At 73.9% G+C, this 25,511-nt stretch carries 24 protein-coding genes; 13 read left to right on the top strand and 11 right to left on the bottom strand.

Annotated features, from left to right (window positions below; genetic code table 11):
* The 5 genes from FRCN3DRAFT_RS45315 (at nt 1) to FRCN3DRAFT_RS0219665 (ending at nt 2,480) form a co-directional block, all read left to right on the top strand.
* Nucleotides 1–588: a Na+/H+ antiporter subunit E gene (locus FRCN3DRAFT_RS45315; protein WP_007513786.1), complete on the top strand. Its 588-nt coding sequence runs from the start codon at nt 1–3 to the stop codon at nt 586–588.
* A complete protein-coding gene (locus FRCN3DRAFT_RS0219650; RefSeq protein WP_007513788.1) occupies nt 588–884 on the top strand; it encodes an MrpF/PhaF family protein in 297 nt (98 codons plus the stop codon). The genes FRCN3DRAFT_RS45315 and FRCN3DRAFT_RS0219650 overlap by 1 nt, the downstream gene beginning before the upstream one ends.
* Nucleotides 881–1,243 carry a monovalent cation/H(+) antiporter subunit G gene (gene mnhG / locus FRCN3DRAFT_RS0219655; RefSeq protein ID WP_007513790.1) on the top strand — a complete coding sequence of 121 codons (363 nt, stop codon included), beginning with the start codon at nt 881–883 and terminating at the stop codon, nt 1,241–1,243. The genes FRCN3DRAFT_RS0219650 and mnhG overlap by 4 nt, the downstream gene beginning before the upstream one ends.
* A gap of 112 nt (nt 1,244–1,355) precedes the next feature.
* Nucleotides 1,356–1,502 carry a DUF1059 domain-containing protein gene (locus tag FRCN3DRAFT_RS50695; RefSeq protein ID WP_007513791.1) on the top strand — a complete coding sequence of 49 codons (147 nt, stop codon included), beginning with the start codon at nt 1,356–1,358 and terminating at the stop codon, nt 1,500–1,502.
* 6 nt (nt 1,503–1,508) lie between these two features.
* Nucleotides 1,509–2,480, top strand: a complete 972-nt coding sequence (locus tag FRCN3DRAFT_RS0219665; protein ID WP_007513793.1) for an alpha/beta hydrolase fold domain-containing protein — start codon at nt 1,509–1,511, stop codon at nt 2,478–2,480.
* A gap of 22 nt (nt 2,481–2,502) precedes the next feature.
* On the opposite strand, the gene FRCN3DRAFT_RS49675 is transcribed toward FRCN3DRAFT_RS0219665, so the two are convergent.
* Both FRCN3DRAFT_RS49675 and FRCN3DRAFT_RS0219675 read right to left on the bottom strand, forming a co-directional pair.
* On the bottom strand, nt 2,503–4,797 hold the full coding sequence (locus FRCN3DRAFT_RS49675; protein WP_027140760.1) for a sensor histidine kinase: 2,295 nt from the start codon (nt 4,795–4,797) through the stop codon (nt 2,503–2,505).
* A gap of 7 nt (nt 4,798–4,804) precedes the next feature.
* The gene (locus FRCN3DRAFT_RS0219675; protein ID WP_007513796.1) at nt 4,805–5,464 is read right to left on the bottom strand and encodes a response regulator; all 660 of its coding nucleotides are present in this window, start codon (nt 5,462–5,464) and stop codon (nt 4,805–4,807) included.
* A gap of 148 nt (nt 5,465–5,612) precedes the next feature.
* Here FRCN3DRAFT_RS0219675 and FRCN3DRAFT_RS0219680 point away from each other — a divergent pair, with 148 nt between their 5' ends.
* Both FRCN3DRAFT_RS0219680 and FRCN3DRAFT_RS0219685 read left to right on the top strand, forming a co-directional pair.
* Complete coding sequence (locus tag FRCN3DRAFT_RS0219680) at nt 5,613–6,047, top strand: hypothetical protein (protein ID WP_131803532.1); 435 nt, start codon at nt 5,613–5,615, stop codon at nt 6,045–6,047.
* A 92-nt stretch (nt 6,048–6,139) separates the two neighbouring features.
* On the top strand, nt 6,140–6,520 hold the full coding sequence (locus FRCN3DRAFT_RS0219685) for a hypothetical protein (protein WP_007513800.1): 381 nt from the start codon (nt 6,140–6,142) through the stop codon (nt 6,518–6,520).
* A gap of 405 nt (nt 6,521–6,925) precedes the next feature.
* On the opposite strand, the gene FRCN3DRAFT_RS0219690 is transcribed toward FRCN3DRAFT_RS0219685, so the two are convergent.
* The 8 genes from FRCN3DRAFT_RS0219690 to FRCN3DRAFT_RS0219725 form a co-directional block, all read right to left on the bottom strand.
* Nucleotides 6,926–8,203 (bottom strand): FAD-dependent oxidoreductase, encoded by a 1,278-nt coding sequence (locus tag FRCN3DRAFT_RS0219690; protein ID WP_007513801.1) that lies wholly within the window; start codon nt 8,201–8,203, stop codon nt 6,926–6,928.
* A 432-nt stretch (nt 8,204–8,635) separates the two neighbouring features.
* Complete coding sequence (locus FRCN3DRAFT_RS0219695) at nt 8,636–9,301, bottom strand: PadR family transcriptional regulator (protein ID WP_007513802.1); 666 nt, start codon at nt 9,299–9,301, stop codon at nt 8,636–8,638.
* Nucleotides 9,302–9,538: 237 nt separating this feature from the next.
* Entirely contained in the window at nt 9,539–10,375 is an 837-nt protein-coding gene (locus FRCN3DRAFT_RS0219700; RefSeq protein WP_035928683.1) for an alpha/beta hydrolase, read from the bottom strand.
* A 188-nt stretch (nt 10,376–10,563) separates the two neighbouring features.
* Complete coding sequence (locus FRCN3DRAFT_RS45325; RefSeq protein WP_007513804.1) at nt 10,564–11,619, bottom strand: ABC transporter ATP-binding protein; 1,056 nt, start codon at nt 11,617–11,619, stop codon at nt 10,564–10,566.
* A complete protein-coding gene (locus FRCN3DRAFT_RS0219710) occupies nt 11,616–12,527 on the bottom strand; it encodes an ABC transporter permease (protein ID WP_007513805.1) in 912 nt (303 codons plus the stop codon). Before FRCN3DRAFT_RS0219710 ends, FRCN3DRAFT_RS45325 begins: the two co-directional genes overlap by 4 nt.
* A 169-nt stretch (nt 12,528–12,696) precedes the next feature.
* Nucleotides 12,697–13,818, bottom strand: coding sequence for an ABC transporter substrate-binding protein (locus FRCN3DRAFT_RS0219715; RefSeq protein WP_007513806.1), 1,122 nt, complete (start codon nt 13,816–13,818; stop codon nt 12,697–12,699).
* Between the two features lie 161 nt (nt 13,819–13,979).
* Nucleotides 13,980–15,173, bottom strand: a complete 1,194-nt coding sequence (locus tag FRCN3DRAFT_RS0219720) for an agmatinase family protein (RefSeq protein ID WP_007513807.1) — start codon at nt 15,171–15,173, stop codon at nt 13,980–13,982.
* 396 nt (nt 15,174–15,569) lie between these two features.
* Complete coding sequence (locus tag FRCN3DRAFT_RS0219725) at nt 15,570–17,702, bottom strand: PAS domain-containing protein (protein ID WP_007513808.1); 2,133 nt, start codon at nt 17,700–17,702, stop codon at nt 15,570–15,572.
* A gap of 494 nt (nt 17,703–18,196) precedes the next feature.
* On the opposite strand from FRCN3DRAFT_RS0219725, the gene FRCN3DRAFT_RS0219730 reads away from it, so the two are divergent.
* Both FRCN3DRAFT_RS0219730 and FRCN3DRAFT_RS0219735 read left to right on the top strand, forming a co-directional pair.
* The gene (locus FRCN3DRAFT_RS0219730; RefSeq protein ID WP_007513809.1) at nt 18,197–19,171 is read left to right on the top strand and encodes a DUF5995 family protein; all 975 of its coding nucleotides are present in this window, start codon (nt 18,197–18,199) and stop codon (nt 19,169–19,171) included.
* Between the two features lie 184 nt (nt 19,172–19,355).
* On the top strand, nt 19,356–20,393 hold the full coding sequence (locus FRCN3DRAFT_RS0219735) for a PaaI family thioesterase (protein WP_007513810.1): 1,038 nt from the start codon (nt 19,356–19,358) through the stop codon (nt 20,391–20,393).
* 22 nt (nt 20,394–20,415) lie between these two features.
* Here FRCN3DRAFT_RS0219735 and FRCN3DRAFT_RS0219740 read toward each other — a convergent pair whose 3' ends face one another.
* Nucleotides 20,416–21,513, bottom strand: a complete 1,098-nt coding sequence (locus FRCN3DRAFT_RS0219740) for a MarR family winged helix-turn-helix transcriptional regulator (RefSeq protein ID WP_007513811.1) — start codon at nt 21,511–21,513, stop codon at nt 20,416–20,418.
* A gap of 292 nt (nt 21,514–21,805) precedes the next feature.
* Between FRCN3DRAFT_RS0219740 and FRCN3DRAFT_RS0219745 the strand changes: the two genes are divergently transcribed.
* From FRCN3DRAFT_RS0219745 to FRCN3DRAFT_RS0219760, 4 genes are all read left to right on the top strand, one after another.
* A complete protein-coding gene (locus FRCN3DRAFT_RS0219745) occupies nt 21,806–22,765 on the top strand; it encodes a daunorubicin resistance protein DrrA family ABC transporter ATP-binding protein (protein WP_007513812.1) in 960 nt (319 codons plus the stop codon).
* Between the two features lie 95 nt (nt 22,766–22,860).
* On the top strand, nt 22,861–23,625 hold the full coding sequence (locus FRCN3DRAFT_RS0219750) for an ABC transporter permease (protein ID WP_007513814.1): 765 nt from the start codon (nt 22,861–22,863) through the stop codon (nt 23,623–23,625).
* Between the two features lie 87 nt (nt 23,626–23,712).
* Nucleotides 23,713–24,300, top strand: a complete 588-nt coding sequence (locus tag FRCN3DRAFT_RS0219755) for a redoxin domain-containing protein (protein WP_198536006.1) — start codon at nt 23,713–23,715, stop codon at nt 24,298–24,300.
* A 73-nt stretch (nt 24,301–24,373) separates the two neighbouring features.
* Nucleotides 24,374–25,297, top strand: coding sequence for a cytochrome c biogenesis CcdA family protein (locus tag FRCN3DRAFT_RS0219760; protein ID WP_007513818.1), 924 nt, complete (start codon nt 24,374–24,376; stop codon nt 25,295–25,297).
* Nucleotides 25,298–25,511: the final 214 nt, after the last annotated feature.

Raw genomic sequence — 25,511 nt, forward strand, 5'->3', positions numbered from 1 at the left:
GTGACGGCCGCCCGGCGGCCGGGGCAGGTCGCCTGGCTGTGGCTGGTTTGGATGCTGTTGTGGGGGCGCCTCAGCGTGCTCGCCGCGCTCAGCGGGCTGCTCGTCGCCGTCGCCGTGCTCGCGACGTTCCCGTCGCCGTCGCCCGAGGACGCGGACGAGGACCAGGACGGCGCCGCGGCCGGGCATCGGCGGCCGCGGCCGGTCGCGGCCGGAATGCTGGCCGCCCGGCTGTTGGCCGGGCTGCTGCCGGCGAGCGTCACCGTCGCGGCGCAGCTGGTCCGCTACGGCCCCGCCATGCCGTCGGCGATCGTCGCGGTCCCGCTGCGGACCCGATCCGAGGTGGTCGCGGCCATCGTGGCCAACGCCGTCTCCCTCGCCCCCGGCTCGGCGGTCATCCAGGTCGACCGTGACAACGGCATCTTCTACGTCCACGCCCTCGTCGCCCCGGCCCCCGGCGCCGTCGAGACCGTCCGCGCGCACGCCGACGCGCTGCAGCGGCGGGTGATCCTCGCCCTGGGCCACGATCTGGTCCCACCGGGGCCGGAGCCGCGCCCGGCGCCGGGGCCACGGCCCTCAGGGAGGCAGTGATGCAGGTCGTCTACGCCATCACGCTGGGGTTGGTCACCCTCGCGGGCCTGCTGACCCTCGTCCGGGTGGTGCGCGGCCCGACAGAGCTGGACCGCGTCCTCGCCCTCGACGTCCTGGTGGTCCTGATCGTCACCGCGGTCACGGTCGAGGTCGCGCGGCTCCAGGAGGGCTTCAACCTGGCCCTGCTCGGCTCGGTGGCGCTTCTCGGGTTTCTGGGCGCGGCGGCGGCGGCCCGCCTCGTCGAGCTGCGCGGCCCGCCGGGCCCCCGCCCGCCGCGATCGGGGCAGGACCCGTGAGGGGCCTCGTCGCCGACGTCGCGACCAGTGTGCTGATGCTCGGCGGCGCGGCGTTCTGTGTGCTCGGCGCGTGGGGGCTGCTGCGCTTCCCGGACGTCCCGGCCAGGCTGCAGGCCGCGACCAAGCCGCAGACGATCGGCCTGCTCGCGATCCTCACCGGCGCCGCCCTGCAGGTCGACCTCCGGTACGGCTCCGGCCTCGTCCTGGTCGGCCTGTTCCAGTTGGTCACCGCCCCCGTCCTCGCCCAGCGGATCAGCCGCGCCGCCTACCGCACCGGCCAGCTGCGCCGCGACCTGCTGCTCACCGACGAGCTCGCGGACGGGTCCCCCGACGCGGGGCCGGGCGCGACGGGCCATTAGCTGGCTAGGATTGCGGCGGCGCCAAAGCTCCTGGAGGCCCACAGGAGGTGCGAAAACGCTCCTCCTTCGCACCTCTGGAGGCCCCGTCCCCAGAAGCACCAAGGAGGCACCGGTGAAGACGACTCTTGACTGCCCCTGCGGCACGCGCATCCAGGGCGAGAACGAGGACGACCTCGTCGAGAAGGCCCAGGCCCACCTCGCAGAGAAGCACCCCCACCTGGAGTACGACCGCGACGCCATTCTCTTCATGGCTTTCTGACCGGGCGTGCCGAGCCTGCGGGCGAGGCTCACCCAGTCGGTCGCACTGCCGCTGCGCGGCGGGGACCGGGAGTGGACGGCCGAGGCGATCCGGGCGCGTCTCGCGGCCCAGGGGACGAGCCCCACCGCCGCCCGGGCGCCGCGCTGGCTCGGCCATCTCACCCGGCACACCGTCGCCGACCGCGCCGGCTGGGCCGTCCACGAGCTCTCCCCCAAGGGCCCGCCGGCCCGGGCGGTGGACGGCGGGCCTGGCACCGACGTGACGGTGCTCTACCTGCACGGCGGCGGCTACGTGAACGAGATGCTGCGCTGGCACTGGTACCTGCTCGCGCGGCTCACCCGCGCCGTCCCCGCGCGCTTCGTGGTTCCGATGTACCCGGTGGCACCGCGCGGCGCCGCCGCGGACGTCGTCCCCGCCGTCACCGACCTGCTGTCCGACCTGGTGACCAGGGCGCGGGCCGGCGAGTCCGGCCAGGCGGGCCGGGCCGGCGCGGCGCGGGTCGTGCTGATGGGCGACTCCGCCGGTGGTGGCCTCGCGCTCGCCGCCGCGCAGGTCGCGCGCGACCGCGGCGCACCCCAGCCGGACCGGACCGTGCTCGTCTCGCCCTGGCTCGACGTGACGATGACCGACCCCGACCAGCCCGCGCTCGCCGCGAAGGACCGGATACTCGCCGTTCCCGGCCTCGCCGAGGCCGGCCGGTGCTGGGCCGGGGCCCTCGACCCGGCAGACCCGCTGGCCAGCCCGCTGTACGGCGACCTGACCGGTCTCGCGCCGCTCACCGTCCTGTGCGGCACCCACGACGTGCTGCTTCCCGACAGCCGCCGCCTCGCCGCCCGGGCGACCGCCACCGGCCTGGAGATCGACTACCACGAGGCCGCTGGCCTCCCGCACGGCTATCCCCTGTTCCCCATCCCCGAGGCCCGCGCCGCCCGCACGATCCTCGCCGCGGCGCTGCGAGGCCCGGCCCGCGGTCGGTGACCGCCGCTCCGCCGGGACCTGGCTAGGACGCCAGCACGGGGATCTCGGCGTGGACCTCGCCACCGGCCGGGCCGGGGCCCGCGGTCAGGGTGCCGCCGACCTGCTCGGCCCGCTCCCGCATCGACTGGAGACCGACGCCGGGCCGCCAGTTCGCGGCGGCCCCGCGGCCACCGTCGCGCACGGCGAGCACCAGGCGGTCCGTGCGCGCCTCGACCGTCAGCCAGACATCCGCCGACCCGGAGTGCCGGGCCGCGTTGGTCACGGCCTCCAGGACGATCCGGTAGGCGGCGACCTCGACGGCGGCCGGCAGCGGTGGCAGCTCCCCCGGCGCCTCGACCGCGACGGCCAGCGCCCGCCCGTCCGCTGCGCGCAGCCGGTTGCAGCCCTGGCGAATGGCCGCGACCAGGCCCAGCTCGTCGAGCGCGGGCGGGCGCAGGCCGTACACGATCCGGCGGATCTCGGTGATCGCCGCCGCCGTGTCGGCGCGCAGGTCCGCGAGCACGGTCTGCGCCCGGTCCGGGTCGACGGGAACGAGGTTGCGCGCGGCGTCGGCGCTGTAGGCGACGCCGGTCATGATCGGGCCGAGGCCGTCGTGCAGGTCCCGGCGCAGCCGGCGGCGTTCCTCCTCCAGCGCCTCGACCAGCTGGCCGCGCGAGACCCGCAGCTGTTCGGCCAGGGCAGCGGCGCGCAGGGCCTGGGCCAGCGGCGGCGCCACCAGGCGCAGCACGCTGCGGGTCGCCGGCGGCAGCGCGTGGACCTGCGGTGGAAGGCCGACGACCAGCGCGCCGACCCGCTCGTCGCCGACGACGAGCGGCACGGTGGTAGTGGTCATCACGTCCGGCGGGTGGGCGTGCCCGAACCGATCCGCCGCCGCGGCGGCCTCGGCCTCGGAGGCGGGGGCGGGGGCGGGGGCGGGTGACGGAACCGGGCTCGGCGGCGCGCCCGCGGAGGCGACCCGCTCGTCCTCGCTCCACAGCTCCACGTAGGGCAGCGCCAGCCCGGCGCGCAGCGCCGGCAGCCACGACGCGGGGTCGCCACCCGCGTCGAACCGCTCGCCGAGGCCCGCCAGCGCCTGCACGGGGTCGGCCCGACCGCCGAACAGCACGTCGTCGACGAGGTCCTCGATCGCGCGCAGCGCCGGCTGGAACAGCACCGCGATCATGACGCAGAGCACAGTGACGCCGCTGCGCCCTGGCGGGTGGCCGGTGATGAGCTCCAGGGCGGCGTATGTGCCGGCGGTGGTCGCGAACGCGCACTCCAGCGTCACCGTCCACGCCGACGACTTCCTGATCAGCCAGCGGATGTCCAGCAGATCCGGGTCGACGATCCCGATCACGGCACATACCGGAGGCGGCAGCGCCGCGAGCGCGAACGTGATCACGTAGAAGGCGCGTGGCAGGTCGACCGCGAACGCCTCGCCGACGAACATGACGTGCAGCACGAGAAGCGTCGTCTGCGAGAAACTCCACGCCAGCCACTGCAGCGCCCGGCGGTGCTGCCCAGCCGCTGTCACGAACCGCGCCCAGCCGGCCGACAGCAGCAGGACGACGGCGACGGCGCCGAGCGGGACGGTGGTGTTCTCGTCCACCCGTGCCAGGGCCGCGGCCAGGGCGGCGGCGACGATCCCGGATCCGGCACACGACCGCGTGATCCACCCTGGCAGCCGGCCGTCCGGGTACAGCGCCGCCGAGACCGGGGCCACGACGCCGACGGCGACGAGGTACAGAACCTCGGATACCTGGTCCGCGCCGGGCAGGCCCCAGCCCGCCAGCGTCTGCGCCGCGGCACTGGCCAGGACGAGGCCCGCGAGCGCGGCCATCGCCAGCCCGCAGCGGTTGCGGGGATCCGGGCCGAAGGCCAGGACCGCCCACGCCGTCGCCGCGCACACCGTCCCGAAGATCAGTGCGCCCACCCCGCGCCAGCCCACGCCGCCGGGAGCCCACAGGCCGAGGACGGCGAGGACGACGAGCACGGCCGCCACCCCGACGGGGCCTTTCGGCAACACCCGCCGCGCGCTTGGCCCGACCCACGCCCCGGTCCGGCGCGGGGCGCCACCGGGAACCGTCCCGGCCAGCCTGGTGCCCGCGGCGGCGGGTGGTGGCACGCCGGGACCCGAAGCCAGGGGCTCGGTGTCGGCGTGCGAGGCGTCCGGCGCCAGGGCGTCCGCGGGCCTGGGCTCGGGCGGCACGGGTTTCGGCGGCGCGGGTTCCCCGGACACGGATTCCGGCGGCGCGGATTCCGACGGCGCCCTGCTCATCGATGCGGACCGGGCGGAGTCGGCGCCGACGGGCTCCGTGAGCGCCGGTTGGCCGGTCATGCCCGGGTCACCGGCCAAGGCCCGCTTCCCGGGCCCGCACGATCGCCTCCGCGCGGGTCGCCAGCCGCAGCTTGGCGAAGATCGCCGACACGTGGTTGACCACCGTCTTCGTGGCCACGCCGAGCTCGGTGGCGATCGTGCCGTTGCTGCGCCCGGCGGCGATGAGGTCGAGGATCTGCCGCTCCCGGGCGGTGAGCTCGGGGAACGGGTCCGGTGCCGGGCCACGCGGCTCGGCGGCCTGGTCGAGCAGCCGGCGAGCGATTCCCGGGCCGAGCACCACGTGCCCGGCGGCGACCGAACGGATCGCGTGCAAGATGTCGTCCTGGGCGGCGCCCTTGAGCAGGTATCCGCGGGCGCCGGCGCGCATCGCGGCGAACACGGTCTCGTCGTCGTCGAACATCGTCAGCATCAGCACCGCGCACTCCGGGAGCGCGTCCGCGAGGCCGCGGGTCGCCTCGACCCCGTCCATGTCCGGCATCCGCACGTCCATGACCACCACGTCCGGCCGGGTCAGCTGGGCCTCGCGGATCGCCTCCGCACCCGTCGCCGCCTCGCCGGCCACCTCGATGCCGCCCACGGACGACAGCAGGGCCGCGATCCCGCGGCGGACCACGGCATGGTCGTCGGCGAGGAGCACCCGCAGCGGGGCCGTGGCAGAGATGGTCATGCCTGATGATGACGCCGGCGCGCTCCCGTTGTCCCTGGGAACCTACCCACCCGTCTGGGAGCCTGCCCCCAGACGGGTCGGGCGAAATCCGGGACGGCTGGGAGTCGGGACGGCTGACACCCGCGCCCAGGCGGCCGACCATGGACCGGTGTCGCCCAGCGGACCGGTGTCGCCCAGCGGCAATGGAACCCTGTCCACGCGCCCGCCCCTGTCGCGGCTCAACCGGGCCGGGCTCGGCCTCGCGACCGCCCTCGGCGTCCTGAACCTCGCCGGCCCCGCGCTGCCCCTGCCGAGCTTCGCCGCGAGCGGACCGGTCGCGGCCACCCTCGCTTTCTCCGTGCTGATGGGCGTCATCACCGTGGTGAGCGTCGTCATCCTGCTGACCACCAGGTCGCGGACCGCCTTCCGGGTCGTCGCGGCGAGCAGGATGTTCTCGGTGCTCACCGCGATCCCGGCGTTCTTCCGTGACGTCGTCCCCTCGGGGCTCGTCGTGTCCGCCGCGCTGTGGGTCCTGGTCAACGTGGTCGCGGTCGAGCTGATGGTGGAGCCGGGCAGAGCGCCGCTGCGGCTCCGGCGGAGCTGACGGACCGGCGACCGGCGATGACACCCGGCGAACCGGCTCGAACAGACGGACCACCGGCCGGCCCGCGGCCCGGTTCCGGTGGAGCATCGATCGTGAGCCCAGGGCTCCGCCGGCGAGCCAGGGCCGGGCTGGCCGTCGCGGCCGTGCTCGGCGTGGCGGACCTGCTGGTCCTCGGCCTGCCCGGTTCCGCGGTGGACGGCGACAAGCCCCCAGCGAGCGTGCTGGTGTTCGGCGCCCTGATGGGCGTGGTGACGCTTGGCTGCCTGGTCGTCGCGCCTGCTCGCCGCTCACTGGTCGCTGTGTGGGTCGTCGCGGCGAGCCGGGTCCTGTCGGGACTGGGCGCCGTTCCCGCCCTGTTCACGGCCGGCGTCCAGCCAGGACTGATGGCGCTCGCCGCGGCCTGGGTCGTGCTGAACCTGCTGACGGTCTGCCTGCTGGTGGCGCCGTTGCCGGGCCGGTCCGGCGTCCCCTGATCGGCGCCGTCCCACCGGGCCGGTAGCCGGTGTCGCCGGACGCCAGGCGGGCGGGCGGCCCGCCAGACGCCGGGCCGACGTCTGGCGGGCCGACGTTTGGCGCGCTGGCATCCGGCGCGATGTCGTCCAGGCGACGTCGGGGCGCGGAACCGGTGGCCACGGGCATCCGTTGGGCCTGGTGCGGGTTCGCCCACGACCCTGTGCCCCCGGGTCGGCCGGGGTCCTCCCTCCCGGAGAGCGCGCTCGGCTCGCCGCCTGCGTATTCCCCCACCGCGACGGCGAGCCGAGCGCCCGAGAAGGGCCCGCTGGCGGCCCGGCCAACCCCTCGGTGATCGCAGTTTGTGCCCTGCCGCTAGAAGACGCCGGGCCAGATCGTGACCGCCGAAAGGCGCAGACGGCGATCAATCAGGAGGATGGGGAGGCCACGGGCAGCGGGGGTGTGGTGTTCGGAGCGCCGGCGGGGGTGACCGGGGCGGACCAGTCGATGTGGTGGCGCACCGGCCAGGCGAACGACTCCGGGTTCATGAGCTTCATGGCGACGGGCATCATCAGGTCACGCAGGACGCGGGCGGCCGGGCCGGCCGCCTTGTCGCTGTTGGTGCGCTGCGCCATCTTGATGATCCGTTCCACGCGGTCGCGGCGCATTCCCTCGTAGGTCGCGAACGCCTCCCGATACGGCAGGTCGCGCAGACAGCGGGCCAGTTCGACGGCGCTCTCGATCGCCAGCGAGGCACCCTGGCCCGAGCTCGGTGACGTCGCGTGCGCGGCGTCCCCGATGAGGACGACGCGGCCGTGGTGCCAGACCGGAACCGAGGGGATGTCTTCCATCCCACCAACGGTGACGAGTTCGGCGGGGTCGGTCCGGCTGATGAGGTCGATCGCGCGCAGCCGGTCGTCGGCGAACGTCTCGCGCAGGACCCGCAGCCACTCGACGGCGCCGACCGCGCGCGCCTCGGACGCCGTCATCGACGCCGCCCGCGGCAGGTTCGCGAACCAGCCACCGGAGCCGTCCGCCGCCAGGACGTAACCGAAGAACGCCCGCCTGCCGAAGACGAAGTGCATCTCGCTGCCGGTCGGGTCGATCCGTGCCGGGTCGACGGGCCCGGCGGACAGGCGGGCGCCGAAGCCGAGCAGGCCGACGTAGCGCGGCGACGGCGCCACCGGGTCGATCAGCGAGCGGACGGCCGAGCGGATTCCGTCCGCGCCGATGAGGATGTCGGCGCTGGCCCGGTTCCCGTCGGAGAACACCGCCGTCACGCCGCCGGCGACGTCCGTGCCCGTGTCGTGCTGCTCGATGGCGACCAACTTCCTGCCGTGCTCGATCCGGGCGCCGTGGTGGGCCGCCGCGTCGTGCAGCGCCCGGTACAGCTCCGGGCGCCAGACCAGCAGCTGGTCCGGCAGGCCCGCCGGCGAGCCGAGCGAGGCGAGCCGGCGGCCCTTGCCGTTGCGCATCACCATGGCGGTGATCGGCGTGCCGACGGGTTCGACGATTCCGCCGAGACCCGCGGCGGCGAGCGCGTCGACCCCGTTCGGCGCGATGCTCAACGTTCCGCCGACGCCGTCCGCCATGGTCTCGTACGCCTCGTACACCGTCGCCTCGATGCCGGCCTTTCCGAGGGCGACGGCCGCGACGGGACCCGCGATCCCGCCGCCGATGACGATGGCGCTCCGAATTCTGGACATGGCAAGTTCCGCCTTTCAGGCGTTGAGGGTGCCGAGGAGGTCTTGCGCGGCAGCGGGCAGCGCCGCGGCGGGTGCGGCCGGACGGCCCGGCCCGGCCGGTCAGGGTTTGGCCAAGCGCCGCACCGGCCCACGGGCGCCTCGCGGATCTCCGCTGGGCGGACAGCCGGGCTGGACACCCACCGTGATCGAGCGTGCGCGGCTGAACGGGTCGTGGAGGGCCGAACGCCAGCCGGCTGGAGTGAGGGGGCGTCCCACCCGGCAGGCCCGAGCGGTGGGCATCCGCCCAGGGGATCCCGCAGGTGCGAACCGTGGCGGATCAGCGACCCTATAGCGCCAATGATCTGACGCGGTCCGGTGGTGCGGGTTCAGACTGTGGCAGATCAGCGACCGTATAGGGTCGCCCAGCTGCCACGGAACGGACGTTCCGAGCGACTATGCGGGACCAGCCGGGCCCGTGGTGGGCGCGGCGGGCGTGGTCGGCGTCGGCGCCCCGCCCGCGGCCATGGCCTCGTGGAACTGGGCCCAGGCGGAGGCCCAGCCGGTCTCGGGGTCGGCGATGCGAGCGACGAGACGCTCGACGAACCCCGCCTCGGTGTCAACCTGGGCGAGGCGGTACTCCTCCTCGATCAGGAACAGCTCCGGGACGCCGGCCACCAGCGCGTCGTCGACCATCTTCTGGATCTCGGCCCGCCGCTCGGCGAGACGAGCCAGCCGCGCCTGGAGCAGGCCCGTCACGTCGATCGGGTGCAGTGCGCCGATCAGCGACAGCGCCGAGACGAAGCTCGGGTACTCGTGCTCGGGCTCCGCCACCAGCTCGCGCAGCCAGTCACGCAGCTCGGCGCGGCCGGCGTCGGTGAGGGCGTAGACGGTGCGCTCAGGGCGCTGGCCCGCGCGGGTCGTCTCCACCTCGGTGATGAAGCCGGCCTTCGCCAGCTGCTGGACGACCATGTACAGCGAGCCATGGTTGAACTTGATGCTGCGGGCGTCGCCGTTGTCCCGCAGCATGCGGGAGAGCTCGTAGGGGTGCATCGGGCCCTGGACCAGGTAGGCCAGGACGGCCAGCCCCAGCAGATTGCCGACCTTGCGCCGCGCCGCCACCCGGTTCTCCTCCCGCCACCTTCGCCACCTCCATCCTGCCCTGCCGGCCGACGCGACCCCGACTGTTCGATTTCAACTATCCAGTTCTGACTAGTCGGTGTCAACTAATTTTGAGAGCGTCAGCCATCCAAGGCGGAACGACGCAGGACCACGCATGACGAGGCACGACGAGGCACGACGGCGCCGGGCAAGGCCGTACGGACGAGCCGGCGCCGCGGACGCCGACGCGGCCTCGCGTCAGCGCAGGGCGTCGTCGAGGAAGGCGAGGATGCCGGGGAGACGATCGGCGAGTGGGAAGTCGGGGCCGTGGCCGGCACCGTCGACGATGCGCAGGTCGGCGGCGCCGCCGGCCGCGCGCAGCGCGCCGGCGAACGCGACGGACTGCTGGTAGGGCACGGTGCAGTCGGCGGTGCCGTGCTCGAGGAGGAACCGTGGCGGGGTCCGGCCGGCACCCAGGTGCGTGGCCGGGCTCGCCGCGCGGACGAGGTCGGGCACGGTGGTGATCTGGTGGCCGAGAAACCGCGACTCGGGCGAGCCGGCGGCGTCGTGGACGGCGGCGCCCGCCCCGCACCGGGGGTTGGCGGTCAGCTGGCCGTCCATGGTGGGAAAGTCGACCGGCCCGTACAGGTCGACGACGGCGCGCACCGCGCTCGGGACGTCGACGTTGCCGAGGGCCTCGTCCCCGGGGAACGGGAGGTCACCGGAGGTGCCGAGCATGGCGGCGAGGTACGCCCCGGCGGACTCGCCGAAGGCGGCGAACCGGCCGGCGTCGAGGCCGAGGCGGGGGGCGCCGGCCCGCAGCCAGCGGACCGCGGCGCGCACGTCGTCCACCGCCGCCGGGTACGTCGCCTCCGGGACCATCCGGTAGTTCAGGCTCGCGACCGCGTATCCGTGCCCGACGAGCGCCCGCACGTGGACGTCCATCTCACCCTTGTCCCCGAACGCGAACGCCCCGCCGTGGATCAGCACCACCAGCGGCACCGGGCCGCCGTCCGCGGCCGGCGCCGGCCGGTACAGGTCGAGCCGCTGCGCCGGCGACTGCGACGCGTACGCCACGTCCAGGTCCTGCCGCATGCTGGGATTCTCTCCCGCTGATCCTCCGGCCGAGGCCGAGCCGGCCGGCACGGGGCCGAGCGGCGCGGCGTCGCCCGGCCCGCCCGGCCGGCCGGCCGTCCCGTCGCAGGCCGCCATCGCGACGGCGACCACGCGCGCACGCGCCGCCAGCAGACGCGCCGTGAGCGCCGTGACGGCGCGGTCCCGGCTCAGCCGGCCCTCTCGGCGAGACGCTGGGCGTGCGCGCGGTGGTGGAGGCGGACGAGGTCCTCGACCTGGGAGCGCAGGGCGAGGAAGGCGGAGCCGCGGCGGGTCGCGAGATCGCGGTCGCCCGGGAGCCGGACGGGGATGTCCGCGACGACCCGGCCCGGGTCGCTTGCCAGGACGACGACCCGCTGGCCGAGGAAGACCGCCTCCTCGACGTCGTGGGTGACCATGAGGACGGTCGTGCCGGTGTCGGCCCAGACCCCGCGCAGGAACAGCTGCATGTCCTCCTTGGTCTGCACGTCGAGCGCGCCGAACGGCTCGTCGAGCAGGACGACCCGCGGCTCGCAGGCGAGCGCCCGCGCGATGGCGACCCGCTGGCGCTGGCCGCCCGACAACTGCCCGGGCAACCGGTCGGCAAAGGGCTCCAGGCCGACCTCGCGCAGGTACCAGGCGACGCGGCGGCTCCGGTCGGCGCGGGAGAGCGGCAGCAGTTCGAGGCCGAACGCGACGTTGGCCGCCGTCGTGCGCCAGGGGAACAGCGCGCCGGTCTGGCAGACGAGGCCGCGGTCCGGGCCGGGGCCGTCGACGGGCCTGCCGTCCAGGGTGACCTCGCCGGTGGTCGGGCGCAGCAGGCCAGCGGCCAGGCGCAGCAGCGTCGACTTGCCCGAGCCGCTGGCGCCGACGATGCAGACGAACTCACCGGGCTCGACGGCCAGGTCGACGTCGGCGAGCGTCGGGACCGCCGTCCCGGCGGACGCGTCCCCTCGCCCGCGACGGGGGCGGCGGCCCTTGCCGGCGTGGAAGTCCATGCCGACGCCGCGCAGCCGCAGCGCGCCGCCCGCCGCACCGGTGGCGGAACCGCCGCTGGCACCCGCCACCGCCGGGTCCACGACAACGGCAACGGACTCGGATACCGCGTCGGCGGCCTTGACCAGACTCGGGGACGCGGACGGCCCGGCGGGCGCGGTCGGCCCCGCGGGGGCGACCCGGTCGAGGGGTCCGGGCGGGGCAGCGGTCTTCGCGCGGTCGCCGCCCGCCTGCTGGGGTACACCGGTCACGTCGCCCACCTTCCGACCCGGTCGCGCAGGATGCGCAGCAGGATGTCGATCGCGAGGCCGATCACGCCGATGACGACGAGCACGGCGAAGATCTTGTCTGTCTGCAGGAAGCGCTGGGCCCGGGTGATGCGGTAGCCGAGGCCCGAGGTGGCCGCGACGAGCTCGGCGACGACGACGAAGTTCCAGGCCGCGGCGGCGTTCACCCGCATCGCGTCGATCATCCCGGGCAGCGCGTACGGCAGGATCACCTTCCAGGCGATCTCGTGCTGGCGTGCCCCGAGCGTCGCCGACACCTCCAGCAGGTCACTCGGGATCCGGCGGACGACGTCGGCCGTCATCAGCGTGTTGAAGAAGACCACGCCGATCACCAGCAGCGCGATCTTCGACGACTCGCCCAGGCCCAGCCAGATGATCAGCAGCGGGATGAAGGCGCTCGCCGGCATGTAGCGCAACAGGCCGATGACCGGTTCGAACAACGCCTGGGCCCAGCCCATCGACCCCATCGCGAACCCCAGCGGCACCGAGATCGCCACCGCGATGAGGAAGCCGAGGCCGACCCGGCGCACGCTCGCGGCCACGTCGGAGGACAGCTCGCCGGAGCGGGCCATGTCGATCCCGGCGTTCCACACCGCCAACGGCGACGGCAGGAACGTGTCGTCGACGGCGCCCGAGGCGGACAGCACCAGCCACACCGCCAGCGGCACGACGACCGACAGCACCCGCAGCACCCACCGCGTCGACGGCGACACGTCCTCGCCCAGCTTGGGCAGGCGGCCCGGCCGCGCCGCCCGCCGCCGCGGCGGCGGCCCCCAGTCCCGACCAGCCGCCGCGGGCCGGGCGGGGAGACCTTCTGGGGGCGCGGCAGCGGGGGCTGGCGCCACCGCCGGCGGCGCCTCGGCGCCGCTCACGAGGCTCGCCCCGGGCGGCGGTTCACGTCACTCACGTCGGACCTGACTTTCTCTCCCTTGTCGGCCACCGCCGCCGTTCGCCACCGTCGCCCGCGGGGACGGCACGGGCACGCGGCGCGCGCCCGTGCCGTCCCCGCGGGTTTCCGGCGGTCACCACGAGCCTGGCGGCCTACTTCACGGCCTTGATGAACGTGTCGTCGAGCAGGCCGTCGAGCGAGGGCGCCTCGTCGACCAGCTTGGTGCTGACCAGGAAGTCGGAGATCTTCTTGGCCTGGTAGTCGAGGTTCGCGTCCGTCGAGCCGGGGGCGAACGCCGCCACGTTCTGGTCGAGGGTGAAGATCGTGGTGCCCTTGTCGTACGACTCGTAGTCCGCGACCGAGACGCCGGCGCGCTTGGCCATGATCCCGTAGGCCTCGGTCTTGTTCGCCTGGATCCACTCGATGGTCTGGAACCAGGCGTTGACGAGGCCCTGCACGCCCTGCGGGTTGTCGGACACCAGCTTCTTCGAGACGACCAGGTGGTCGGGAATGGCGCCGGGGAAGTCCGCGGAGGTGGCGATCGCCTTGCTGCCGGCGAGGCCGAGCGCGGTGGTGGTGAACGGCGCGAACACGCCGACCGCGTCGACCTGGCCGGCGACGAACGCCGCCGCGGCCGCGTCGGTCAGCAGCGGCTTGAAGGTGACGTCCTTCTCGGTGAGGCCCGCCTTCGCCAGCGCGAGCAGCAGCAGGTAGTGGTCGACGGTGCCCTGCTCGGCGGCGACCGTCTTGCCCTTCAGGTCGGCGACGCTGTTGATACCGGGCTTGGCGATGATCTGGTCGTTGCCGGTGGAGTTGTCGTTCGTGAGGACGATGGTCTCGTCGGCGCCGCCGGCGACAGAGGCGAGCGTGTCGTTGAGGGTCTGGCTGTTCGCGTCGACGTTGCCGGTCGCGAGCGCGTTCAGGCTGTCGGTGTAGCTGTCGAAGTACTTCAGGTCGACCTTGACGCCGTTCTTCTCGAAGAAGCCCTTCTCCTGCGCCACCTGCCAGGGGAACCAGCCCGGCCAGGCGCTGAACGCGAGAGTGATCGGCTTGGCCGCCGAGCCGCCGGCGGGGGCGTCGGAGCTGTCGTCGGAGCCGCCGCAAGCGGCGGCGACCAGCGCCACCGACAGCATCGCGGCGCCGACGCCGAGTGCCCGCCCGCGGCGGGGCCGGGCGGCGGAGACTGTCGAGACGGTGGAGCCGGCCGGGCGGCCGGAAACGGAATGGTTGCGCCTACCCTGACCCTGCAGGCCGCGCAGGACGTTGCGAAACACGGACCGGTGTCCTTTCGAAGCAAGCCGACGTGCGGATACGAATCTGTTGCCGGGCCGGGCCACCCGCGGCCGCGCGACGGTGGCGGGGCCGCGCGCGGCCGGAGGGTGGAGGGCCAAGAGGTCGAGGCCGTGGGGTCGAGGGGCGGAGGGCAGGAGCGGGGTCAGGCGGTCGCGGGGCGCTTGGGCAGGTGGCCGGCGCGCACCAGGCAGCCGAGGGTGTCGCAGATGACGCGGGTCGCGATCAGTGCGGTGATCTCGGCGTTGTCGTACGGCGGTGAGCACTCGACGACCTCGATGCCGGCGAGCGGTTTCGCGTCCGCGATGATCTGGATGAACTTGAGGACCTCGCGCGGCAGGAAACCGCCGGGCTCCGGCCAGCCGGTGCCGGGGACGAACGCGGCGTCGAGGCAGTCGACGTCGAACGACAGCCAGACCGCGTCGGTGCCGTTCCAGGCGACCTCGAGCGCCCGCTCGGCGGCGGCCTCGATGCCCATCTCCACGCAGTCGGTGACCGTCATGATCGTGGTGCCGCGCTCGCGGCCGACCTTCACACCGGGCCGGGGTGCCTGCCAGCCGCCGATGCCGATCTGCACGAGGTTCTCCGCCGGCACGTTCGGCAGGTCGGTGGCGTGGAACCAGGGCGTCGTGTGCATCCGCTCGTCGAGATCGGTCTCCTGCGTGTCGACGTGGCGGTCGAAGTGGATGATCCCGAGCTTGCCGCCGTCCAGGTTCTCGGCGACGCCCTTGGTCGTCGGGTAGCCGATCGAGTGGTCGCCGCCGAGGACCACCGGGAAGGCGCCGGAGGCGTAGACGTGCGAGACGGCCTTCGTGATCTGGTCGAAGGTCTTCTCGATGTTGGCCGGAATGGTGAACACGTCGCCGACGTCGGCGATGGTGATGGACTCGCGCAGGTCGACGCCGAGCTCGAAGCTGTACGGGCCGTAGAGCGCGGAGATCTTCCGGATGCCCTGCGGGCCGAACCGGGTGCCGGGGCGGTAGGTCGTGCCGCCGTCGAAGGGCGCGCCGAGCACGACGACGTCGTACTCGCCGCACCTGCGCACATCCTCCACGTAGGGCGCCTTCAGGAACGTGTTGATGCCGGCGAAGTGCGGCAGCTCTCCCCGGGAGAACGTCGGGATACGCCGGTCGACGATGGAGTCGGCGCCGGGCAGGCCGAACTCCAGGCCGCGGGCGATCTCCTCGTCCCATTTCGTCGTCGGCAGCGCCTGTTCGGCCGCGACGGCGTAACGGGCCTCAGGGCCGTAGTTCTCGTGCAGCGCGTCGGTCGAGAAGCCCTCCGGAAGATGGCGGTGCGGACGGCCGTGACCATGGGAGTGGGAATGCGGATCGCCCACGGAACTCCTTATGGCGGAGCCCGGCTGGAGGCAGCCAGGCCTGGCTGGCCTCCCGGGCTTTTGTCCCGCCGTGGAACGGCGCGACCGCGTCGGCGTGCCCTTTCCCGCCCGGACGCCGACTGGCCGCCCCGTCTCGCCTCTCGGTCCAGGCTCGCTCTCGCGACGGAACCCTAGGCGCGCCCCACCCGTGGTGAGTCGAGATCAGCAAAGCCCTCCGGTGTCACCGAATCCGAACACCGGTGTTGCGACTTCGTGAACATCCGGGCCGTCGGCGCCGTACGAGGCTCCCGGACCGGCCTGGGAGGGCAGGCGGAGCAAGCCAGTCCGCCCAGGCCGGGTCAGGCCAGCCTGGTCGCCGGGCCAGGCCGGCCCTCGCCCGGCCTGGCCGGCGCGGCCTTAGGCGTAGGGCGGGCGCAGGTCGAAGATGGTGCGGCGGACCTCGTCGATGGTCTGGTCGAGATCGGCGATCGCTGCGGACAGCCGGCCGGTGCCCGGCTCGGCGACCAGGCGGACCAGCGACTGCAGCCGCAGGCCCACTGAGAACAGCCGCTGGATGACGAGGTCGTGCAGCTCGCAGGCGATCCGGTCGCGGTCCTCGAAGACCGCGAGGCGGGCGCGGTCCTCCTGCATCTGGGCGAGCTCGACGGACGCGGCGACGATGTTGGCGACCGACTGGACGAAATGCGCCTCGTCCTTGGTGAAGTATCGGCGGGCGCCGCTGTGCGCCGCCAGCACGCCGAACGCCCGGCTGCCGACGCCGATCGGCGCACCGACCGTGGCCACCGTGCCATCGCCCTGCAGCCAGCCCTCCGGGGCGATGTCCGCGTGGCCGGACAGGTCGTCGATGACGAGGGGCTGGCGGGAGGAGAGCACCTTCGAGACGTACGAGCCGGGGGCGGCGGAGACCGCGCCGGCGGCCCAGGCCCCGCCGACGCGGCCATAGCAGGCGCGCACATGCGCGTGGACGTCGCCCGTCAGCCGGGTGCCGGGGCCCACGTCGGCGTCGGCGTCGGTGGCCTTGGTGACCACGACGCCACCCGAGCCGGCCGCGGCCTGCTCCTGGGTGTCGCCGAACGGGCCGCCGCGGGCCCGGCCGCTGGCGGACGAGGCCGCCTCGAGGCACTCGATCAGGTCGCAGCGCTCGACCGCGAGCGTGGAGGCGACCAGTTCGACGGCCTCGTTCAGCAGGGCGGGCACGTCGAGCGTGGTCAGCGCACGCTGGCCGAGATAGGCCAGCGCCGCCTGCTGGCGCTCGGCGCGGCGCAGGTCGGTGATGTCGGAGAACACGACGGCGACCCGGGTGCCGCCCTCGTCGCGCAACGGGATCACGGTGGCGCGCAGCGAGCGCACCGGGCCCGCGGAGGTCAGCTGCGCATCCCCCGTGGCCGGCTGTCCGGCTGTTGGCTGTCCCGCTGTTGGCTGTCCCGCGCCGGCGTCCTCGGCGGCGGTCGCGGAATCGTCGCCACCGGCGACGTCCGCGCGCCCAGCGAGCACGTCGAGCACGTCGAGGTCGCCGATCTGGGCCTGCTGGGTGCGCCGGGCCGTGGCGACCAGGCCCCACTCGCCACCGAGCGCGGGCCCGCCGGCCGCGGCAGGGCGCAGCTGGGTGGACAGCACGTCGACGGGGTCGCCGGCCTGGGTGCGGGTGCCGACGAGCCGGTCGACCACCTGGGACGCCCGGAGCACCGTCAGGTCGGGGTCGTAGATGACGACACCGACAGGCAGATCGTCGATCTTGCCGCCGGTCGGCACGAGCTCCAGCAGCGCGCTCTGCTCGCCGGCCATCTCCGCCCCGAAGCGGGCGTCGGTGACGTCGATGATCGTGCCCATGTTGCCGACGACCTCGCCGGCGTCGTCGCGCAGCACCTTCGCGCGGATCTGCACGCGGCGGTAGGTGCCGTCGACGATGCGGTAACGGGTCTCGTGGTGACAGTGGTCCGCGCCGCCGACGACGACCGCCATGAACAGGGCGATGGTGTGCTCGATCTCCTCGGGGTGGACATAGGAGATGAACTGACTTCCGAGGCTCTCGGCGATGCTGAACCCGGTGAGCCGGGTCCAGGCGGGGTTCAGGTAGGTCCAGCACCCTTCGGCGTCCGTACGGAACACGACCTCGGAGAGGCTGTCGAGCAGGTTCAGCGCGTCCAGCCCGGCCGCCATCGACGTGCGGGCGGGCGGCGGCGTCGGGCCGTCCGGCACCGGATACCCGGCCGTCGGCGCCGGCGCGGCGGGCGCGGCCGTCGGTCCCGGCGGTGGCACCGGCCGCAGTGAGGTGCTGGGGGCGGCGGGCGCGGCGCCGGCCGCGTCGGCCATGGTGGCCTGCCAGGCGCCGAATCCGCTGGCGACGTTCGGTCCGGTGGCGTCCGGGCCCCCCGCGGGCGTGTCCTGCGCCGTGCTGGCCGCGTCGGCCGGCTGGTCCGTCGTTTCGCCCGTCCGCCCGGCCCCGGCACGCACCGCGTCCGTCATGCCCACGCCATCCCCAGACTCCCCCGGCCCCGGCAAGGTCTCGGTCAGCACCCAGCGGTTCATCCCCAGCTAGACGCCGCACTCAACAGTGCGTGTCTCGATACCGTTCGACACCGTACGCGCCCACACCCCGCCCGTCACGACACGGGTCCGGATCCGTGCAGTCCCACACCCGTTTCGCACCTTAGGGCCGACGCGCCGGGACTTATCCCGGGCCGGCGCCGGCGACGTACCACGACGGGCCACACGGCCGCGGCTGATTCGATCAAAGGCACGACACCCCCCGGGCGCGGCTCTCCCACCGGCCGGGCGGCCGGAATATCCCCGCACACGGCATTTCCCGGAGATCAGATCTCCTTACAGATTATTGTTTTCACCATCCCGGTCCCGACCCCTCACACACCTTGGTGCCAGGGACTGGTGGAAATCACCCAGCCCATTTTGGGGGACGTTTACCTGTCCCGCGAACAAACGCGGGACAATGGGTGGAGTAGTCCACGGGTGGTCCCCCTCGCGGCGCATTACCGCCATGGATTTCCGGCCCTAACGTTGGCGCCATGTCATTTTCGACCAGGCGTGAGCGGCACATTCCCAGGCACCGGGCGCCGGCGCGCCGGTCCGGCGCGCGAACGTCGGCGGCCCTCGTCCTCGGGGTCGCCGTGGCTGCGACGGCGACCCTCGGTGGCGGGGCGGCGCGGGCGGACACGCCCGTGGCGCTCACCGGCATCCCCGCCTACCAGCCGTCGCTGTCGGCCTGGTACACCCCGGACCAGATCAACCACTGCCTGGGTGGGAATCCCGACTGCGTCTCCGTGACGATCGCCCGGATGAACGAGATGCTGGGCGGGCTCGCGGCGACCTGCGACCACCGGGCACCCTTCGCGCTGGCCTACCTGCGCACGACCCAGCAATACCAGCGGGCCGCCTCGACGCCCGGGTTCTTTCAGGACCCGGCGTTCGTCAACGTCGAGGACGTGTTCTTCGCTTCCTATTTCTTCAACGCCTACGACAACTGGAACGCGGGCAACACGTCCGCCGTGCCGCGGGCCTGGCAGGTGGCGTTCTCGGCTGCCCAGAACAAGAGCGTCTCCGGGCTCGGCGACATCCTGCTCGGCATGAACGGCCATATCAACCGGGACCTGCCCTATGTGCTGGCCGGCCTCGGCCTGGTGGCGCCGGACGGGACGAGCCGCCACGAGGACCATGAGCGGGTCAACATCTTCCTCAACCAGGTCGCCGAGTCCATGCTCGACGAGGCCGCCACCCGGTTCGATCCGACAATCAATGATCTGAAAAGCCCCTACGGCATCACCTACACGGTGTTCATGCAGATCATCGCCGGCTGGCGGGAGGTCGCCTGGCTGAACGCCCGCCGGCTGGTCGGCGCGTCGACTCCGGGGCAACGTGCCCTCGTCGAGGCGTCCATCGAGCAGACCGCCGCCGTCACCGCCATCGCGCTGCGCACGGCGTTCACCTACCTGCCGCCGCTGACCGCCCTCCGCGACGACTACTGCGCCAGCCACCACGGCTGACACGCCCCGCCGAGATGGCCCGCCGGACAGCCCGCGACGAGGCAGGACGGGTGAGTCGTTGGGCACACGCCTGTCCGGCGGGCCCGGGCGCGGGAGACGATCGCGGATGGCGTGAAATGCGCCGTGTACGGCCCGGTCTGGAGGTCGCCGGGCCGGGTGGGTGTGAGGTGGGAGGAGAGCCACGGTGAGGGCACCGGCCCGGGAGTACCCGGAGACGCGGATGCGGGTGGGGCCGATCGACCGGGGCAACGGCATGCGGGTGCCGATGCCGGTCGGGCCCTGGATGCTGGCCCCCAGTGGTGACCAGACCGTCGCCGCGCTCGGCGTCATCGTCGACGACGCGATCGGGATCGAGGTCCACCACCAGCGGCCGGCCGGCACCCACTCGGTCACCACGGAGCTGTCGGTGGACGTCGTGCTGCCGCCGCCGTGGGCGGGCCCGGAGCTCGTGGCCACGTCGCGGCTGGTGGGCGCCGGGTCGGCGGACGGGGTGTCACGCGGCGAGGTCCGCGACGGCGACGGGCGGGTGGTGGCGATCGCGAGCGGCCGCAGCCGGTTCGTGCCCGCGACGGGCATCCACGCCGACGTCGCCGAGGTGGAGCGCGAGCCACCGGACCGGATCGAGCCGGCGGACCACCGCTCCATCCTCGAGGTGCTCGACATCGCCGACCTGGAGCGCTCGCTGACGTTCGACTTCACTGGGGGCGCCGACACAGGCATTCGTCTCCCGTCGCCGGTGGACCGCCAGGGCGCCGACACCCGGGTCCCCGCCCCGCGTCCGACCGCCGACGACGACCGGCCGGTACAGGTCGCCGCGGCCGCCTCCCACAGCGGGAAGGCCGCGGGCGCCACGCTGGCCGAAGGGCCGGCGCTGTCGGCACCGTCGGCGCGGCCGGCGGCGCCGATGGCGGCTCGGCTGGTCGTGCCACCGGTGGAGGCGTTCGGCAACGCGAGCGGAACGATGCACGGCGGCCTGCTGTTCGCCTGCACGGACCTGGCCGCGGCGGGGCTCGCCGGCGCGCTGGGCTCACTGCCGGCGACGGACTACACGACGTCGCTGCGGCTGAACCTGCTGCGCCCGGCCCTGCTCAGCGAGCCGGTGGTCTTCACCGCCCGCGTCGTCAACCGCGGCCGCTCGGTGAGCGTCTACCGCGTCACCTCCCACGGCGCCGCCGGCCGGCCGTACACCGTCGCCACCGTCACCCGCTCCAGCCGGCCATGAGCGCGGGCGCCCCGGCTCCCGGCTAGGTGAGTGGGGCGATCACGAGGTTCTTGACGCCGCCGGTGAGGGCCAGCTCGTAGCGGTCCTTGCCCGACGCGCGGCCGGAGGGCCAGCTTCCCTGGGGGCCGAGGTGCTCGCCGTCGACGACGACCTGGCTCGCGCCGCCGCGCAGCCGCAGGTCGACGGGCACGCCGGCCGGCCGCTCGATGCGCAGCCCCTTCGCCCCGCCCGTCACCGAGATCCGGGCGGGCGGGTGCGGCGGGCCGAGGCGCAGCGCCAGGTGGTTGACGCCCCCGGTCAGCGAGAACGACGTCATGGCGAGCCCGGCGGTGTCGACGGCGAGGTTCTCGGCGCCGCCACGGACGTAGATGGACCAGGAGACGCGTGGGCTGAGCGTCAGCGTCGACGCCCGGCTTCCCGGGCGCCACAGTGACCGGTTGCGGCCGAACTGGATCCGCACCTCGGTCTCGTCCGGGCGGGTGGTGACCTGGCTGGTCGGCGCCCCGCCCAGGAAGCTGCCCTGGTAGAGGCTGTCGCCGGGAAGGTCCGCGTCGCCGGCCACGATCGCCAGGTGCCTGGCCCCGCCGGCCAGGAGCAGCCGGGCCCGCGGGGCCGCGCCCAGCGGCGCACCCAGCGTGACGGGCGAGGCCGTGGTGGCCGGGCCGTCGCGCAACGACTGCGTCTGGTCGCGCAGCATCTCGGTGGTCGCGGCCAGGAAGCGCGCGATGGTGCGCTGGTCGGCGGGGCTGAACGTCGTCTGGATGGTCGCGGCGGCGTCGGTCATGGGGCCGAGGAGCACGTCGAGCGCGGCGACCCGCTCGGCGACCGCCGTCACGATGACTCGCCTGCGGTCGCCGGGGTCGGGCGCGCGGGTGAGGAAGCCGCGCTGTTCCAGGCCGTCGAGCACCTTGGTGATCGCGCCGGTGGTGAGCCGGGTGGCCGCGGAGAGCTGGCCGGCCAGCCGCGGGCTGGACCGCAGGATCGTGAGCACGGCGAGCTCGGTCGGTGTGAGCCGGGCGCGCACGCCGGCGGCCGCCTGGAACAGCTGCGCCGCGGACACCAGCTCGCGCAGCAGCGCCTCCAGGTCGACGTCGCCGTCCCGCGCCGGGCCGGCTGTCACCGCCGGCTCCCGACAGACCTTGACATCTTGACTGGCACTCTCCCACTATCGCATTGTCTCACTCGCTCAGACAAGTTCTTGCTCAGACAAGTCTCGCTCACAGGTACTCGCTCACCCGGGTACTCGCGCAGAGAAGACTCCACGCTGGCCCACGGCCAGGCAGGAGGACCCGGCCGCCTCACGCCGCTGCGCACGCTCGGCAGGGTCCGAAACCGTCGGTGGCAGTGGTCACGATGGCGTCCAGAGCCTGGAGAGCGGCTGGGTCCTCCGCCCCCCGACGAACGGACGTCACATGATCGCCACCCACGCGCTGCGCCGGGAGTTCCGCCGGTCGAAGCGCGCCGAACCTGTCGTCGCCGTCGACGGGATCGACCTGTTGGTCGACCCGGGCGAGGTCTTCGGGCTGCTCGGCCCGAACGGTGCCGGCAAGTCGACCACGATGCGCATGCTCACGACGCTGCTGCCGCCGACCTCCGGCACCGCGATCGTCGCCGGCCACGACGTGGCGCGCGAGCGAGCCGCGGTACGCCGGCGGATCGGGTTCGTCGCCCAGGGCGGCGGCACCGACTCGGCCGAGACCGCGCGCGCCGAGCTCGTCATGCAGGGACGCGTGTTCGGCCTGTCGAAGGCCGACGCGCTCGCGCGGGCGAATGAGCTGCTCGGCCGGTTCAGCCTGACCGACGCGGCCGACCGGCGCCTCGGCACCTGGTCGGGCGGCATGCGCCGCCGGCTCGACATCGCCATCGGGCTGGTCAACTCCCCCGAGCTGCTGCTGCTCGACGAGCCGACCACCGGGCTGGACCCGGCGAGCCGCGCCGAGGTGTGGGCCGAGATCCGGGCGGTCCGGGAGGCGGGCACGACGATCCTGCTCACCACGCACTACCTGGAGGAGGCCGACGAGCTCTGCGACCGGGTGGCGATCATCCACAAGGGCCAGGTCGCGCGGACCGGCAGCCCGGACGAGCTGAAGAGCCAGGTCGCCGGCGACAGCATCGTCGTGACCCTTCCCGCTGGCGGCCCCGAGGCCGTCGCCCCCGCGGTGCGCGATCAGCCCTGGTGCCACGGTGCCGACCAGGTCGACGAGAAGACGCTGCGCGTCTTCGTCGACGACGGCTCCCGCGCCGTCACCGACCTGCTGCGCCTGCTCGACGGCCTGTCGACCCCGGTCATCACGCTGACGCTGACCCGCCCGAGCCTCGACGACGTCTTCCTCACCGCCACCGGCCACCCACTGGCCACCGCCGGCGTCTGAACCTGTCCAACGGCTGCCGGCCACGCGAGGCTCCGCCATCATCGCGTGGCCTTTGGCCTGACCGCCGCCCTCGCCCCTGAAAGGGAAGCCGCCTCATGCGCTTCTTCTCCGACGTCCGGCTCACCTATGCCCGCGCATGCCGCGCGGTACTGCGAGAGCCGAGCTGGATCATCATCGGTCTTGCCCAGCCCCTGTTCTACCTCTACCTGTTCGGCCCGATGCTCGACAACAGCGGGGTCACCCGCGGCTGGCCGGCGGGGACCAGCAGCTGGGACGTGTTCATCCCCGGCCTGCTGGTGCAGCTCGTCCTCTTCAACTGCGCGTTCAACGGGTTCGCGCTGCTGTCCGAGATGCGCCAGGGCGTGCTGGAGCGGCTCTCGGTGACACCGATCAGCCGGCTCGCGCTGCTGCTCGGCCGCGCCGGCCGGGACGCGACGCTGGTCATCATCCAGGGCGGGATCCTCGTCGGCCTCGCCGTCCCGCTCGGGCTGCACGTCCACACCGGACTGATCGTCGCCGCCCTGGTTCTGCTGGCGCTCGGCGTCGGCCTGTCCTGCCTCGGCTACGGCCTCGCGCTCATCCTGCGCAGCGAGGACGCCCTCGCCCCCGTGGTCCAGGGCGTGTCGCTGCCGGTACTGCTGCTGTCCGGGGTGCTGCTGCCGCTCACGCTCGCGCCGGGCTGGCTGGACGACACCGCCGAGGCCAACCCGCTGCGGCACACCGTCGACGCCGTCCGCGCCCTGATGCTCGGCTCCGGCCGCGCCTGGCTCGGCATCGTCGTCACCCTGGCACTCAGCGTCCTGCTCGTGGTCTTCGGCACGCGCCGCTTCAACACCACCGAGGACATGCGCATCACCTGATCCCTTCAGGGCAACTGCAGGGTCAGTGTGGGTGGGGCGTCGGCTGGACGACAGTCCGGGGCCGGCGGGGCGAGCGACGATGGGCAGGTGGACATCAGGGTGCGCCCGCCTGCGGCCCGGCCGGCCAGGCTCACGCGCAGGCTCGCGTGGGCGAGGCTCGCGGCCGTCGGGCTGGTGCTGGCCGCGCTGGCGGTCGTCGTGGCGGGGTGTGGTGGGGGCGGCGCGTCCGCGTCCGCCGGCACCGGCCGGGCTGGCGAGGGCCCGGTGCCCGCGCAGCTGCGGTTCGACGCCGCGACGGTCGACGGTGGCCGGATCTCCGGGGCCTCCCTCGCAGGGCGGCCGGCGGTGCTGTGGTTCTGGGCGCCGTGGTGCCCGATCTGCCATGGCGAGGCGCCGGAGATCGCGCGGGTGGAGAAGAAGTTCGGCGACAAGGTCCAGTTCGTCGGCGTCGCCGGGCTCGGGACCGTCGGTGAGATGCGGACGTTCGTCGCCGACACCGGCCTCGGCACGTTCCCGCACGCCGTCGACGCCGACGGCAGGCTGTGGGCCTCCTTCGGCGTCGACGAGCAGCCCGCGCTGTCGTTCATCACGGCCGATGGCAAGGTCAAGACCCTGCAGGGCCTGCTGTCCGAAGCCGAGCTGAACATGTACACCGAGCAGCTGGTGACGAGCTGACAGGCGCCGGCCGACGACCGCCCGCCTCGCGCTCGGGCTCGCGCGGCGAGCGCGGGTCGACGGGCGCGGGCTGATGGCCGGGACGCCGTACGCGCTGGCGTTGACGGCCGGGATGGTGGCCGCGGTGAACCCGTGCGGCTTCGCGCTGCTGCCCGGCTACGTCTCGCTGGTCGTCGTCGACCAGGCTCCGCCCGCCCGTCTGGGGGCGCTGCGGCGGGCCGCCGGGATGACGGCGGCGATGACCGGCGGGTTCGTCCTGGTGTTCGGCCTGTTCGGGCTGGTCGTCACGCCGCTGGCGTTGTCGGTCGGGCGATGGCTGCCATGGGTGACCCTCGTCGTCGGTGTCGGGCTGATCGTGCCCGGCATCGCGATGGCCGCCGGGCACGAGGCCTGGGTACGGCTGCCGAAGCCACGGTCGGCGCGGGTCGACGGGACCGTCTGGTCGACCGCGCTGTACGGGGTGTCGTACGCGCTCGCGTCGTTGTCCTGCACCGTCGGGCCGTTCCTCGCGGTGACGACGTCGACCTTCTCGTCGGCGAGTCTCGCCGCGGGGGTGGCCGTGTTCGTCGTGTACGCCGCCGGGATGGGCCTGGTCGTCGGTGTCGTCACGGTCGCCGCCGCGCTCGCCCGCGACGGCGTCACCCGCCGGCTGCGCCGCGCCCAGGCCTACGCCGGCCGGGCCGGCGGCGCGCTGCTCGTCGCCGCCGGTTGCTACGTCGTCTACTACGGCGTCTACGAGCTGCGGGTGTTCGGCGGCGCGGACGCCACCGACCCCGTCGTCCACGCCGCGACCCGCCTGCAGGGCACCCTCGCGGACTGGGTCCGCGCCGCCGGCGCCACCACCCTGCTCGTCGCCCTGATCGCCCTGGTGACGCTCGCCATCGGCCTGGCCGTCGCGGCCCGGCGCCCCTGGACCCGGGTCCGCCGCGCCGACTCCCCACCGGCATCTGAGCCCGACGCCCCGATCCGGGTGTCGGATCGTGGCCAGCGGTGGTGAGGCAGTCGAGATTGGGGTGGAATCGGCGTCCTCGGCCCCGATATCGCCTGCCTCGTCGTCTGATCGGATGGATGTTGGCCTGCTCGCGCACATCGGAGGCGACCTCCGCGGGACGAGGCTGACTGCCGCGGAGAGTCCCAGTCGCGTTCAGGTCGGTCGCACCGTCTGACAGGGCGCCTCCGGCGACCTAACGTCTGATGGACACAGCCGGGGC

It is taken from the genome of Pseudofrankia saprophytica (genome assembly GCF_000235425.2).
Taxonomy (GTDB): domain Bacteria; phylum Actinomycetota; class Actinomycetes; order Frankiales; family Frankiaceae; genus Pseudofrankia; species Pseudofrankia saprophytica.